Source organism: Acinetobacter sp. 24-47-39 (assembly GCF_056783825.1).
The window spans coordinates 1-13,971 of the sequence record NZ_JBWYIP010000007.1; the positions used below are offsets into that span (position 1 = coordinate 1).

At 40.3% G+C, this 13,971-nt stretch carries 10 protein-coding genes and 1 rRNA gene; 8 read left to right on the forward strand and 3 right to left on the reverse strand.

Features of this window, described 5'->3' with window-relative positions:
* A 16S ribosomal RNA gene (locus AC1M9C_RS07580) occupies positions 1-74 on the reverse strand; the annotation flags it as partial.
* 576 nt (positions 75-650) lie between these two features.
* Here AC1M9C_RS07580 and AC1M9C_RS07585 point away from each other — a divergent pair.
* The 5 genes from AC1M9C_RS07585 (at position 651) to AC1M9C_RS07605 (ending at position 4,731) form a co-directional block, all read left to right on the forward strand.
* Positions 651-1,625, forward strand: coding sequence for an MlaA family lipoprotein (locus AC1M9C_RS07585; RefSeq protein ID WP_481591515.1), 975 nt, complete (start codon positions 651-653; stop codon positions 1,623-1,625).
* A 117-nt stretch (positions 1,626-1,742) separates the two neighbouring features.
* Complete coding sequence (gigA, locus tag AC1M9C_RS07590) at positions 1,743-2,711, forward strand: RsbU family protein phosphatase GigA (protein WP_481953518.1); 969 nt, start codon at positions 1,743-1,745, stop codon at positions 2,709-2,711.
* Between the two features lie 112 nt (positions 2,712-2,823).
* A complete protein-coding gene (gene gigB / locus AC1M9C_RS07595) occupies positions 2,824-3,330 on the forward strand; it encodes an anti-anti-sigma factor GigB (protein WP_035268529.1) in 507 nt (168 codons plus the stop codon).
* A gap of 38 nt (positions 3,331-3,368) precedes the next feature.
* Positions 3,369-4,196, forward strand: coding sequence for a carbon-nitrogen hydrolase family protein (locus AC1M9C_RS07600; RefSeq protein WP_481587539.1), 828 nt, complete (start codon positions 3,369-3,371; stop codon positions 4,194-4,196).
* A 109-nt stretch (positions 4,197-4,305) separates the two neighbouring features.
* A complete protein-coding gene (locus AC1M9C_RS07605) occupies positions 4,306-4,731 on the forward strand; it encodes an organic hydroperoxide resistance protein (RefSeq protein WP_481953467.1) in 426 nt (141 codons plus the stop codon).
* A gap of 229 nt (positions 4,732-4,960) precedes the next feature.
* Here AC1M9C_RS07605 and gspE read toward each other — a convergent pair whose 3' ends face one another.
* Positions 4,961-6,448, reverse strand: coding sequence for a type II secretion system ATPase GspE (gspE, locus tag AC1M9C_RS07610; protein ID WP_035268540.1), 1,488 nt, complete (start codon positions 6,446-6,448; stop codon positions 4,961-4,963).
* Between the two features lie 99 nt (positions 6,449-6,547).
* Between gspE and AC1M9C_RS07615 the strand changes: the two genes are divergently transcribed.
* Together AC1M9C_RS07615 and AC1M9C_RS07620 are read left to right on the forward strand one after the other, a co-directional pair.
* Positions 6,548-7,366, forward strand: coding sequence for a hypothetical protein (locus AC1M9C_RS07615; RefSeq protein ID WP_092768367.1), 819 nt, complete (start codon positions 6,548-6,550; stop codon positions 7,364-7,366).
* Between the two features lie 11 nt (positions 7,367-7,377).
* Positions 7,378-8,295, forward strand: a complete 918-nt coding sequence (locus AC1M9C_RS07620; RefSeq protein WP_481953468.1) for a mechanosensitive ion channel family protein — start codon at positions 7,378-7,380, stop codon at positions 8,293-8,295.
* Positions 8,296-8,324: 29 nt separating this feature from the next.
* On the opposite strand, the gene AC1M9C_RS07625 is transcribed toward AC1M9C_RS07620, so the two are convergent.
* The gene (locus AC1M9C_RS07625) at positions 8,325-11,036 is read right to left on the reverse strand and encodes a DUF2339 domain-containing protein (RefSeq protein WP_481953469.1); all 2,712 of its coding nucleotides are present in this window, start codon (positions 11,034-11,036) and stop codon (positions 8,325-8,327) included.
* A gap of 160 nt (positions 11,037-11,196) precedes the next feature.
* Here AC1M9C_RS07625 and polA point away from each other — a divergent pair, with 160 nt between their 5' ends.
* Positions 11,197-13,956, forward strand: coding sequence for a DNA polymerase I (gene polA / locus AC1M9C_RS07630; protein ID WP_481953470.1), 2,760 nt, complete (start codon positions 11,197-11,199; stop codon positions 13,954-13,956).
* Positions 13,957-13,971: the final 15 nt, after the last annotated feature.

Sequence of the window (13,971 nt, forward strand, 5' to 3'; positions counted from 1 at the left end):
TTCCCCCGCTCGACTTGCATGTGTTAAGCCTGCCGCCAGCGTTCAATCTGAGCCATGATCAAACTCTTCAGTTTAAAATCAATAGTACCTAAAGGGTACCAATCTTGGCTCATCAATTACTGACAAAAAATTTGCTCAAATAAACTTCGAGAAATTTCTACCAATTATCAATGATAATATATATCGATCAATCAACCAGTAAAAATCCACACAAGTTGTTCTTCATAATCTCTTAATGATCTTCTTAATGCTTCGTCAGCATCAAGCTAGGTCGGCTATATTACCCTTTCTCTTCAGAAAGTCAACTAGCAATGTTAATTTATTTTCTAACTCATTCTCAAAACTTAGATCCAACCTATTCAGCTAAACCCTTGTTTTTCAACAAGTTTTAATCAACATCACCGCCGATGGATGTGCATTCTACAGCATTCCTCCCCCAATGCAACCTCTTTTTTAAAATTTAATTATATTTTCTTAATAAGTGATTATATTTTCTACAAAATCACTCTTTTTTCACGGTTAATTCACATTTTTTGTGCAAATATACTTTAGTAAACTGCTTTCAACTCTCGCTATAATGGCGTTATTCTGTTCGTACTTACTATTTATTTAATAAGACTAATATTCAGCTTTTATTCTAGGATGTTTTTATGCAGTACTCTCAACTTATTTGGGTCAGTATGTTAAGTATTGGTTTAGCAGCACCCGCTTACGCCAAACAACCTGAGATTGCAGGCAATAAAATTGCTGACGATACTGCATTATCAACATCTGATAAGTTGTCTACCTCAAATGATAATAACCAGCCTTTAAACAACGATATTGCTAAGGCTTCACAACCAGCTTTAGAAAATTCAGTTAACACCAATGGATCTATCAAAGATTTAAAAAATTTAAAAATTGATAATTTCAAAGTCAATGCAACAGCAGCATTACCTGAAAATGAAAAAGATCCACTTCAACCTTTAAACAGACAAATCTACGCATTTAATGATGTTGTCGATCAAAATGTCTTGCGCCCCATAGCCGTGCAGTACGCTGATAAAGTTCCAGAACAAGTTAGAGATTCAGTACGTGGCTTCCGAGACAATTTGGGTGAGCCATGGAATGCTGTAAATCAGGTTGCTCAAGGTCGCTTTAAACGTGCCGCACAAACGTTTGGTCGTTTTACATTAAATACAATTACAACGCTTGGTTTCGCTGATCCTGCACGTCGCTTATCTCTCCCAATGGAAGATGAGGATTTTGGAACTACTCTAGGCTATTACGGTGTCCCTTCTGGTCCTTACCTCGTTCTTCCTTTTATGGGACCAAGCACCCTCCGTGATACTGTTGGTCGCGTAGTGGATAGTCAGGCACGCCCTCAAAAATATTTACTCGATGGTCATGATCGCATCTATTATAGTGACTGGGCACTTAGCGCATTAGATACACGTGCTCAACTTTTAGAGATTGAACAAGTCTTGCAAGGTGACAAGTATGCAGCAATGCGTGATGCCTACTTACAACGAAAAAACTATGTTATTGCTGAAAAACGCGGTTTAGAAACGGGTTCTGGACTATTTATTGAAGATGATTTTTCAGATGATGAATCCTTCATGGATGAGTCTATGGAATCCGAATAGAAACCATATGCAAGTTAAAGTCTAAATCTTGTGTTTTTAGACTTTAACTTGGCGTTCGATATAAGTTCGTCTAAGATAGTTTTATAAATAAAGCATTTAGGATTGATTCTTTCATCTATGTATTTCATTCAACCCACTCGTGACATCCATCTTCTAGATAGCGTTCTAGAGGCTCTGCCGAGTTTACAAATGATTCATATAGATGATCTTCATCTTTACGATTCAACCATCATTGCCATTAGTGATGTTAATGATTTTCTGCAATATAAATGGCCCCTCCCTACGATCGTGATAGGTCATGCAGATGAGGGACTTCAACTCTCGCAAGCATGGGAACTTGGTGCACTCGCTGGCTGGATTTGGGATCGTCTTCCAAAAGACCTCGCAAAATCGATTGCTAAAATTGAAGCAAAATACAAACGTAATCAGGACAGCCGCGACCTGCCCTCCGCAGCCGAATTACAAAAAAAACTATTACCCAACCCAATCGACCTACTTAATTATAAAGTCGAGACTTTATTTCAACCGTCAGCTTACTTATCTGGTGATTGGTATGATTATTGGAAACTCAGTGATCGTGAAATCTTATTTTATCTCGCTGATGTTTCTGGACATGGTGTAACAAGCTCACTTCTTACCTCTTGGATGGCTGCATTTCACGGTAGATCGAAAACCCCACGAGAACTCCTCAAAAAACTTAATGGCATGCTTTTACAAGAGAACATCGAAAAGCATATTACAATGATTGCAGGCACATTGAATCTAGAGACCCACCAGCTTAAGTGGTCAAGCGCAGGGCATTACCCTCCAGCAATTATCTTTGAACCTAATCAGGATGCTCGCATCCTCAACACCAGCAGCTTTCCCTTAGGTCTTACTGAAGATCTCGAAATTGAAGAGTTTGAATGTACGTTGAATCGTGGAGCTCGTTTTATTATTTGCTCAGATGGTGCACTTGAACCTTTTGATGGTGGATTGAATGAACAATTCACACAATTGGTCTATCACTTGCAAAATCAATCATTCGAAGTTCCTGAACATGTTGCAGATGATATTGCAATACTCAGCTTCCAACGTCTAAATTAAGTTAATAATCAATAGTGTAGCTGTTTATAAATCGATCTACGACTGAAGACTACTTGAGTATCGACTTGCGCTATGTGATAATTTTAGCATCCTTTCTGCAAATGGCATTTATATGTCAACAGGTCATGTTGAATATGCAAGCTTGGATGGTACGCACATTTTCAAACTCATTGGAGAAGTGCGCGCTCAATCTTGTATAAGCCTTGATAAATTATTATCTCGGATTGAACAACAACAAAACGTCGTAGGCGCAATTGTTGATTTAACCCAAACTACATTCATAGACAGTACTGTGCTTGGAATCCTCGCAAAACTTGGATTAAAGCTCAAACAAGTGCATCAAGTTCAAGCTGTTATGTTATCTACTAACCCAGATATCACTACACTTGCGAACAGTATGGGTCTTGGTCAGGTTTTCGTAATTTTAAACTATTGCGGAGATCCGAATGTGTGCACGCGCGCTTTATTGGACGAACACATCACACATAATGCAATGCTTTCAACTGTATTAGATGCTCATCGTACATTAATGAAATTAAATGCTGATAACCAAAATATGTTCGAACCTTTGGTTAAACAATTAGAACAACAACAAGATACCATCGATCACAGCATCTGATATTCTCTTAAGCATACTGAGCGCTTAAGGAGAACCTCATGACAACCTTACTTTCTGTCACCCAAATGAACTCCCAAAATGATATTGAAAATAACTTTCAAGTCATTGAATCATTGTTAGCAAAAAGTAAGAATCAAGGGGCCTCCTTGATCGTTTTCCCGGAGAATTTCGTTTGTTTTGCGGCAGGCAAACAGCGTGAGACTGCTGAACGATTTGAAGAAATACAATCTCGTTTAGAACAACTTGCTCATCAATATCAAATGTGGATTGTTGCTGGGACACTCCCCTGTCCTTTTCGCCCAGACGGCACCATTGTGCCAGATGGTCGTGTCAGAACAACCAGTCTTTGTATTAGCCCTGAAAAGACAGAAGCACGTTATGACAAGATTCATTTATTCGATGTTCAAGTCGGTGATGCGGTAGGTGGATATCAAGAATCTAAGTTTTTTGAACCAGGTGATCAAACCGTCATTGCTAAAACTCCATTTGGCAATATTGGTTTAATGGTCTGCTATGACCTTCGTTTTCCTGAACTTGCTTTAAAGCTGCGCGCACAAGGCGCAAATATTTTAACAGCACCTTCTGCTTTTACTTACACGACAGGTCAAATGCACTGGCAATTACTTTTACAAGCTCGTGCCATGGATAGTCAATGCCAAGTTTTAGGCTCAGCTCAACAAGGGTGGCACGGTGAAAAAAGACAAACCTGGGGTCACTCTGGTGCTGCGAATTCTCGTGGTCAATTGTTAGATATCATCTCTGAAGAAGGTGCTCAAATGATTACAGTTCCGTTTGACATCGATGAACAGAAAAAAATTAGAGAATCGATGCCATTAATTCAGCATCGTAAACTTATTCAGCTTTAACCTGCTCACACATAAAAAATTGAATACCAAGCTTTACAAAATTACCGCTTATCATTCCTTTTAAATCAGAGAGTATAGATATTCACCTATACTCTATCTGGAAGGAATCATGTCATTAGAAAAAGTTGTTTATACCGCACATGCAAAAGCTACTGGTGGGCGTGATGGTCGTGCTACATCATCAGATCAAATTTTAGATGTTCGGCTCGCTGTACCAAAAGAAATGGGTGGTCCCGGTGGTGGAACAAATCCAGAGCAATTATTTGCTGCTGGTTATTCTGCATGTTTCTTAGGTGCGATGAAATTTGTTGCCAACCGCGATAAATTGAAAATAACACCAGATGCTTATATTGAAGGTGAAGTGAGTATTGGTCCTATTCCAACTGGTTTTGGAATAGCAGCCACTTTAAATATTCATCTGGAAGGCTTGGATAAAGAGCAAGCTCAAAAGCTAGTAGATGCTGCTCATATCGTCTGTCCATATTCAAATGCAACACGTGGCAATATTGATGTGACCTTGAATGTGATTGTTTGATCCAGTTGTTTCAATCCTAAAAATCACGCTGATATGCATATTGCATCTCAGCTTTTTTAGCGTTGTAGGTTAAGTTCATGTTAGAACCCATTTAAAATCAGTTATTTAACCATATAAAAAAAGCCCTTTTCATCTCCGATTGGGCTCTTTTGTTGAATCCTCAGCTTTCGGGCTTAATTTCAAATCAGTGCTTCTTCGTTTTATCGAGAATTATTAAATCATCTCTGAATCACTCCGCCGCTTCGTTTGTTACTCGAAGTACTTCCTCTAATGTACTCTTACCTTCAAGCACCTTTCGTAATCCATCATCACGTATCGAACCTGACTGCTGGCGAGCATAGTTTTCAACTTCAAACTCTGCAGCATTCCCGTGAATCAGACGGCGCATTCCATCATCAACAGGGACGATTTCATAAATGGCGGTACGACCACTAAAACCTGTATGCGCACAATGTTCACACCCCTCTGGTTGAGGCAGATTGAGCGCAGTACCATCATGGACATTCTTAAAAATTTCTTTTTCAAAGTCATCCGCGGCACGCCAACTATGACAGTGCGAACACAAAGTACGAACCAATCGTTGCGCAATCACACCAATTAAAGAACTCGACAGAAGAAATGGCTCAATTCCCATGTCTTTTAAACGCGTCACTGCACCAATCGCAGTATTGGTATGCAACGTCGACAATACCAAGTGACCCGTCAAGGATGCTTGCACAGCAATTTCTGCAGTTTCTAAATCTCGGATCTCCCCCACCATCACCACATCTGGATCTTGACGAAGCATCGCTTTCAACGCACGCGCAAATGTCATATCCACTTTAGTGTTAACCTGAGTTTGTCCAATACCTTCAAGTTGATATTCAATTGGATCTTCCGCGGTCAAAATATTCTTAGATCCGTCATTTAAATCCGAGAGTGCAGCATAAAGTGTCGTCGTTTTACCAGAACCTGTCGGTCCGGTCACGAGAATGATACCGTGAGGACGATGCACTAATTGGGTTAATCGCTCGTAATCATCTTTCATCAGACCCAAATGGGTCATATTTAAACGACCTGCTTGCTTGTCTAAAAGACGCATTACTACGCGCTCACCATGTGAAGAGGGTAAAGTCGAAACACGGACATCCACCTCACGACCTGCCAGTCGTAAAGAGATACGACCATCCTGAGGAATTCGCTTTTCAGCAATATCAAGTTTTGCCATTACTTTAATACGTGAAACTAACAATGGGGCAAGTTCACGACGTGGTTGCACGATTTCTCGAAGTTGCCCATCAACACGTAAACGAACCGATAACTTTTTTTCAAAAGCTTCAATATGTATATCTGATGCACTCACTCGAATGGCTTCGGACAATAATGCGTTAATCAATCTAACAATCGGAGCATCGTCTTCCTGATCCATCAGATCTTCTGCTTCAGGTACTTGATCGGCTAAACTTAACAAGTCAGGATGATCTTCTAAACCAGCAGCCACTTGCTGAGACTCGCCTGTCTCGCCAGCATAACTTGAACTGAGTAACTGACTAAAATCTTGTTCAGTCGCCAATTGATATTGGGCTGTACGCCCCACGTAACGGCGTGCTTCTTGCAAAGCAACCAAAGCAGTATCTTGACGACGGACAATAAAAACTTGATCCCCTTCATAACGCAACAAAACGCCATGCTTTTTTGCAAAACTATACGGTATTTGTATTTGTTTAAGTACTTGCATAAGGGATGATAATCATGATTAAAATTACCTCGAGTGTACTCTAAGCATTTGACAGCGTGAAGACAGTTTTTTAATGAATTTATTTAAGGATATTCCCTATTGTCACTAGATCAGAAACTTGAGCAAAACCCTTCGACTTTAAGATGGTGGGGTGAGCAGCATTTTGAACTCAATCAAGTGCGTGCTTGGCAATTTGGTTCATTGCTCTTTCGACTCACTCGTGGCTTACAAGAATGGCGCATGGAGTACTACCGTCCTCAAATTCAATACGACTACGAACAAAAGTGGCAGGAAATGGATGACCCCCATTTTTCATTTCCTCGTCCAGTACATGTTGAACGTTACATGTTCAGGGAAACTCACCCTAAAATTCAATTGATACCACGTCTTGCAGATCGATCTGTGGTGATCCGTCCTGTAGACCCAATTTACATTCCAGCTGGTCAACGTGGCACGCTTTATATTAGTACCCCTCTGTGGCTTTCAGGTTATGTCGAAAGTCAAAAGACCCCATTATTCGATATACCGGTCATTATGCCTAAAGATACATGGTTCGGTCCTGATCAACGCAGTGGTGAAATGTGTTACGCCACTTCAGTCGATGGTCGCACAGAACTCAAACAACTTCGTCCACGTGCATTTCGTGCGGTCACTCCAATTGACTTTCACAATGTCAGTGGACATCAACTCCGTTTCGATCGAATGAATGTACCTGTTCCTGCCCTGCCTTTGTTTTATAGTGAAAGTACAGAGCGATTATGGACATCACAAATTAAAGTCATTCACGAAGGGATGGATCGACCAGCACGTATTCGTATTGAAAATCGCACCCCACCATTGGCAGGTGATGTAATTTATGTCAATCCAGCACGTGCCCCAGGTAGTACTTTATTTAACATGTTTGATTCATTCTTCTAAGGGGGGGGCATATGGCAGATAGTCTTACCAGCACCATTGCTGATAGCCTCAAAAGTATATTTACCAATATCAATACGGATCGCTTAACTGAAATTATTATTGCGATTGTGCTTTGCTTTATTGGATTCCTTTTTGCTCGAGTCGTTTCCAATACTTTTGTGAGAACGATCGGCGCCAAATTTAATGCTCATCAGCGTTTGGTATGGCGGCGCGGTATTTTTTATTTTATTTTCCTCATCTTTGTGATGGCGAGTTTAAAAGAAGCAGGTTTTAAATTAAGTGTATTTCTAGGTGCCGCTGGTATTTTGACCGTAGCGCTGGGTTTTGCATCTCAAACCTCTGCGACGAACTTGATCAGCGGTTTATTCTTGATTGGTGAAGGTTCTTTTGAAATTGGTGACACCATTCAAATTACGTTAATTCGTGGACATACCATCGAAGGTGAAGTGATCTCCATTGATTTACTGTCTGTCAAATTACTGACTCAAGATAATGTCTATGTCCGTTTACCTAATGAGCAATTAATTCGTGCTCCCGTACACAACCTTTCTAAATTCCCGATACGGCGCATCCCCATTACACTTGCAATCAACTTTCATGAAGACATCATTAAAGTACGAGAAGTTTTATTAAAAGTGGCAAACAGCTATCCTTTAGTGTTAGCAGATCCCAAACCTGCTGTAACGGTAACCGCATTCCGTGAATCTTCAATCGAATTGTTATTCGCCATTTGGTGCCAACAGGAAAACTTTTTAAAAGTGCGTGATGAAATGCAAGAGCGGATTCGAAACGGTTTTGTTGATCACCATATTGAAATTCCTGTACCTAAAATGGGTTTTGTTGATCGCCCTCCACAACCCTCGTTAACAGATGAGGAAATAGACCAATACGCCAATGCTAAGGAAATCAAAAGAGAGCCTAAATTATAATGAATTAAGGTTAATGCTTGATCTCAGGATCAAGCATTAGTCTCTTCTACTCGATTTTGCTCTGGCGCTGGGGCGATGTACGCAATAATCAGCATCAATCCTCCCGCGCCTAAAAATGATAAAACTCGACTTAGAGTGCCGATATGGGATAAATCTAACAATACCAATTTAAAAGTCACGATCGCCAAAATACTTGCACCAAACATCCATACCACTCGATTATGGATGACAGCGGCATATTTCATCACAATGAATGCCATGACCACCCACAATAATGTCAACGCCAATTGCACTGCAGAATCTTGCCAAATGATCCACTGGTTATAAGGTGTAGCAAAATAAAAATGTAAGGCTCTAAGAAGTACATAACTACTTACCCATAGCACAGCGAGTAAGATCAAGAATGCGCCAAGTGTTCGCTCTAGCCCCATTCTGATTTGACTGCGAAGCACCTGAATAAGAACCCACAAACCAGCCAGACTGACGACATCAATAGGATTTAAGATTGGGATAAAATATTTCCAAAAAGGTTCTACCACCCAAATTTGTGAGCTGACAATCCAGCACAACAATAAAATGAGGCTGGTCTTTGTTAACCAAAGCTTATTCAAGTCTGGTGTTTTAAAAATACTATAGCCATAAAGTATCAACGGTAAAAGGACAGCTCCCATCATAGGTGACATTGAAACTACACCCACGCTGGCACAAGCTAAAGAAGCGAGTCCACCAAAGGCGATCCATTCATTTTCATACTGAGCATTTGAAATTGGTTTTAACCACAGATAGCTCAGGCCCAAACAAGCCAAGATAAACAAGCCTTGCTCACCAAATGACTGCCAGACGATGACTCCTTGAGTGTATTGATCGATCAGCATAATAGCTGCGAACATTACAATAGGAATCAGCCCCAACCATTTTGGTAATAACCATGACCATGAGACTACTTGACGCGGTTGTAAGACTAAATTAGCAGCAAAATAAATCGCAGTTGTGAATGCAAGTGTGTAGATTAATCTCATCGGTTCACTAAAACTTTCCACACCTTGATAAAGCAGTAAAAGACTCGCAAAAAAAGAAAAAATAGACAGGAAAATTTTATCTGACAGTGTCAGCTGTTTTTGATAACGCATAACAACATTGGAGACCGCAATCGCAAGGATATAACTTAGACCTAGTAACCATGGGATGATATTTGGAATTGATGCTAACTCGATCAAATAGTATAAATACGAAAATAATCCAACTGCTAACAACGCATAACCTAATGTTCGCCCTACCCTAAACTCACGATGCAAGCCCCACATTAAAATAAGCAGTCCTTCAATGATCCACCCGATCACACTCCATGCTTGTGGAATCAAGATCGGCGGGATAAAACTTAGAAAAATAAAACCTAACATTAAATAATTTTGTTTAATCGCCGTATCAAATTTTGCGTGCTGCACAACTTTAAAAATCGCAAAGTGAGTCAATGCAAAACCCAAACACAAGGCAATTTGAACCGATGTTTGATCTAAATACATGGGATGTAAAAATGCATATGCGACCAAGGGACTGACATAAATCAATGCGGAGTCAATAATACGCTGACCTAAATGAGCCTGATTTTGATGTGTAGCGAGCTGGTTAAATCTGAAACCCAACCAAATAAATACACTCGCATGTGCAATAACTAGACAGGATAAAACGAATCTCTCTGCAACACCGCCATTCAAAAAGGCATAACCACCACCGATAACAACAATGAGCAGCAACGCTATTTGAGTGAGTATTTTCCATGGATGTAATGTACAAATTACACCTACAACACTATTGACCGCTAGATAATAAGACAGTAATTGAGCTGAGGAAAAATCTGCATGAGGTAATGTGAACGGTGCAATATAAGCAACCAAAACTCCCATCTGGGAAAGCTCCACTGACCGCTGTTTTAAAATCAGTATGACCAACGACAGCATGCTCAAGCTGTAAAGCGTAATCGTATTAATGAGATTTAACAGATCATAGTGATAAGCAAATAGAATACTTAATAACAATCCCGCAAAACCCAGTCCTTGTAAAGCAAGACCAAAGCCGCGGTTTTTTTTCTGTATATGATAACCAAAGGCAACACATATGACGGCGATGACAGCAACAGCCAAAAGTTTGATTGAAAGACTTAAGGTCCAATGTTCAACCATATATCTCAATAATAAGACGACCCCAATCACTAGGACGGTAATCGCAACTTTGAGAACAGGATTACCATGAAAGATCCATCGTCTGATTTGCATCCCAAAACCCAAATCATGCTGCTGATTTGTCTGGATTCCCTCTGAATCTTGTAAAATACTTGTGGTGCTGGTCTGATCGTCTCGATCTAGTTTTATTAGCTTTTCCTGCAAAGCACCGATTTGAATTAATCGACCCTCAAGTTGTCGCAACCAGTTTAGAAAAAAATAAATCCAGAATGTTAAACCTAATCCAACCAACCATGTCCAATCGAACAAACTACCAATTAGTGCAAAAAATGACGAAATATATAAGGGCAATCGTGATGTATTCTGCTTCGAATAATGAGTCTGTTGCTCAATGTTGGTAAGCGGTTTTTCAACATGATGGGCATATTGCATAACACTTATGATGAATGCAGCAACACATAAAAACGTAATGATCGGCAACGCTAGAACCCAAGTACTGATCGCTACTATGATGAGTAGCATCAACCAAATCATTTTTATTTCACTATATTGCTTCAGCATACACATCATTCCTTTTTAGCTAGATTGATGATACCTCAGCAAGAATTAGCATTTTGCGTTTTTCATCGCATATTCTGTACACTTGATTGCAAATCTTGTATCAGCGCAACTGCTGAAAATCACGTACAATGAAAAAGTTAATTGGATTAGGAACGTTTCAATGCCACCATTTGTCTTGGTCGATGGGTCATATTTTTTATTTCGTGCTTATCACGCACTACCACCGCTAACGACGTCAACAGGTTTACAAACCAACGCAATTCGCGGAGCTATTTCTGCTATCCAAAAGTTAATGCGTCGTGTTCAACCTACACACATGGCTGTCATTTTTGACACACCTGAACCAACTTTCCGTCATCAACTTTCCCCAATATATAAAGGGGATCGACCGAGCATGCCTGACGAACTCGCTCAACAAATTCCGTATTTACATAATTTAATTCGTGCTTTAGGTATCCCACTCCATGCCATACCTGGTGCGGAAGCCGATGATATCATCGGTACGCTGGCAAAACGTGCAGAAAAAGAAGGCTATCAAGTCTTGATTTCCACAGGCGATAAAGACATGGCTCAATTGGTCACGGATAAAGTGACACTTGAAGACAGTTTTAAAGACAAGCCCATGGATGTGAATGGCGTTTTTGAAAAGTTTGGTGTTTGGCCGAACCAAATTATTGATTATTTAACCCTCATGGGAGATGCCTCTGACGGCATCATGGGCGTTCCTGGTATCGGGGCAAAGACTGCGGCTAAACTGCTGAATGAATATGGTTCAATTGGCGGCATTCTTGAAAATGTAGATAAAATTAAAGGCAAAGTAGGCCAAAATATTAAAGACAATGCAGATGGTATTGCGCTAGATCATCAGCTAGCAAGTATTGTTTGTGACTTAGACATGAATCTGACCTATGATGATCTTAAACTCCGAGATCCAAATGTTGCAGAGTTACGTCAGCTTTACACCGAACTTGAGTTTAGAAATCAACTGCAGTCTTTAGATCATCCCAACAATCCAAATAGTGCTGCGTATAAACAATTGAGTCAAGTTGTCGCAAAACCGAGTACTGCAACATCGAAAATCGAAGACCAAGCGGTTCAGACTAGTGTAGATGATCAGCTTGGCGAGGCAACTTACCATACCGTTTTAACACCAGCGGATTGGGAAAAACTCTTTCAAAGATTGACTACTGAGAAACGCTTTGCTTTCGATACTGAAACCACAAGTTTAGATTATCGTGTTGCAGAGATGGTAGGCTTCTCTGTGGCATTTGATGCCCAAGATGCATATTACGTTCCGCTTGCTCACGATTATGAAGGTGCTCCAGAGCAATTGGATCGCGACGCTATTCTTGCGCAAATCAAACCAATTTTAGAAAACGCTGAGATTGAGAAGATTGGTCATCATTTAAAATATGATGCTCATATTCTCGAAAATCATGGAATTCATTTACAAGGCTGGTACTTTGACACCATGCTCGCCTCGTACGTGCTCAATGCTGTGGCGACGCGCCATGGTATGGATGACGTTGCGCGCGTTTATCTTAGCCACTTAACCACCACTTACGAACAAGTGGCGGGCAAAGGTGCTAAACAAAAAACCTTTAATCAAATTGAAATCGAAACAGCAGCGCATTATGCCGCTGAAGATGCCCATGTAACCTATCGTTTGTATGAGGTATTGGAGCGTAAGCTTAAAGAAATCCCAGAGCTTCTCAATATTCTTCATCAAATCGAAATGCCGACAGCTGCAGTTCTGACGACGATGGAAGAAAATGGAATTCAGCTCGATTTGAGTTTCCTCGATCACTTGGGTCAAGAATTTTCTAATACAATTCTAGAGTTAGAAAATCAGATTATCGAAATCGCGGGTCAACCTTTTAATGTCAGCTCACCTAAGCAGGTGGGTGATATTCTTTTTGATAAGTTAGGTTTAAAAGGTGGTAAGAAAACTTCAACAGGTCAATACAGTACCAGCGAAAGCATTCTTGAGAAAATTGATCACCCGATCGCTGCACTTATTTTAGAATATCGTGGCTTGTCTAAATTAAAAAGTACCTATACTGACGGTTTAATCAAACAAGCCAATAACGAAAGTCATCGTGTTCATACCAGCTACCATCAAGCTTTAACCGCAACTGGACGATTATCTTCTACTGATCCTAATCTTCAGAATATTCCAATTCGTGAAGAGATCGGTCGTCAAATCCGAAAAGCTTTTGTTGCACCTGAAGGTCGGGTCTTACTTGCTGCCGATTACTCACAAATTGAACTACGTCTTATGGCACATTTTTCACAAGATGAGGCTTTAGTTGACGCGTTTAATCACGGCCAAGATGTTCATCGCCGTACTGCTGCAGAAGTATTAAATATTGCTTTGGATGATGTAACCAATGATCAACGTCGCCAAGCCAAGGCAGTCAACTTTGGATTACTTTATGGCATGTCTGAGTTTGGTTTAACACGTCAGTTGGGATTCACACGCGAAGAATCTCAAAATTACATTAAACAATATTTCCATCGCTATCCTGGCATTTATGAATATATGCAACGCACACGACAAGTCGCATTAGAACAAGGCTTTGTTGAAACCATTACAGGGCGACGCTTATACACCCCAGATATCGATGCGCGCAATATGATGATTCGAAAGGCAGCTGAACGCGCTGCAATTAATGCGCCTCTTCAAGGTTCTGCTGCGGAGATTATCAAAATGGCAATGATCGAAGTAGATAAAATTTTACCTAAAGCTCAGGCCAAATTATTATTGCAAGTTCACGATGAATTAGTGTTTGAGGTAGATGAAGCGATTGCTGACGAGATCGCTATTAAAATCGCAGATGCAATGCAAGGTGTTGTTCAACTCTCTGTGCCACTTGTTGTTGAAGTCGGCAAAGGGAAAAACTGGGGCGAAGCGCACTAACTCCTAAGATTCTTA

Excerpts from the sequence above, each read along its gene's own strand:
- AC1M9C_RS07585 (WP_481591515.1), top strand. The coding sequence starts at position 651 with ATGCAGTACTCTCAACTTATTTGGGTCAGTATGTTAAGTATTGGTTTA.
- gigA (WP_481953518.1), top strand. The coding sequence starts at position 1,743 with ATGTATTTCATTCAACCCACTCGTGACATCCATCTTCTAGATAGCGTT.
- gigB (WP_035268529.1), top strand. The coding sequence starts at position 2,824 with ATGTCAACAGGTCATGTTGAATATGCAAGCTTGGATGGTACGCACATT.
- AC1M9C_RS07600 (WP_481587539.1), top strand. The coding sequence starts at position 3,369 with ATGACAACCTTACTTTCTGTCACCCAAATGAACTCCCAAAATGATATT.
- AC1M9C_RS07605 (WP_481953467.1), top strand. The coding sequence starts at position 4,306 with ATGTCATTAGAAAAAGTTGTTTATACCGCACATGCAAAAGCTACTGGT.
- gspE (WP_035268540.1), bottom strand. The coding sequence starts at position 6,448 with ATGCAAGTACTTAAACAAATACAAATACCGTATAGTTTTGCAAAAAAG.
- AC1M9C_RS07620 (WP_481953468.1), top strand. The coding sequence starts at position 7,378 with ATGGCAGATAGTCTTACCAGCACCATTGCTGATAGCCTCAAAAGTATA.
- AC1M9C_RS07625 (WP_481953469.1), bottom strand. The coding sequence starts at position 11,036 with ATGCTGAAGCAATATAGTGAAATAAAAATGATTTGGTTGATGCTACTC.
- polA (WP_481953470.1), top strand. The coding sequence starts at position 11,197 with ATGCCACCATTTGTCTTGGTCGATGGGTCATATTTTTTATTTCGTGCT.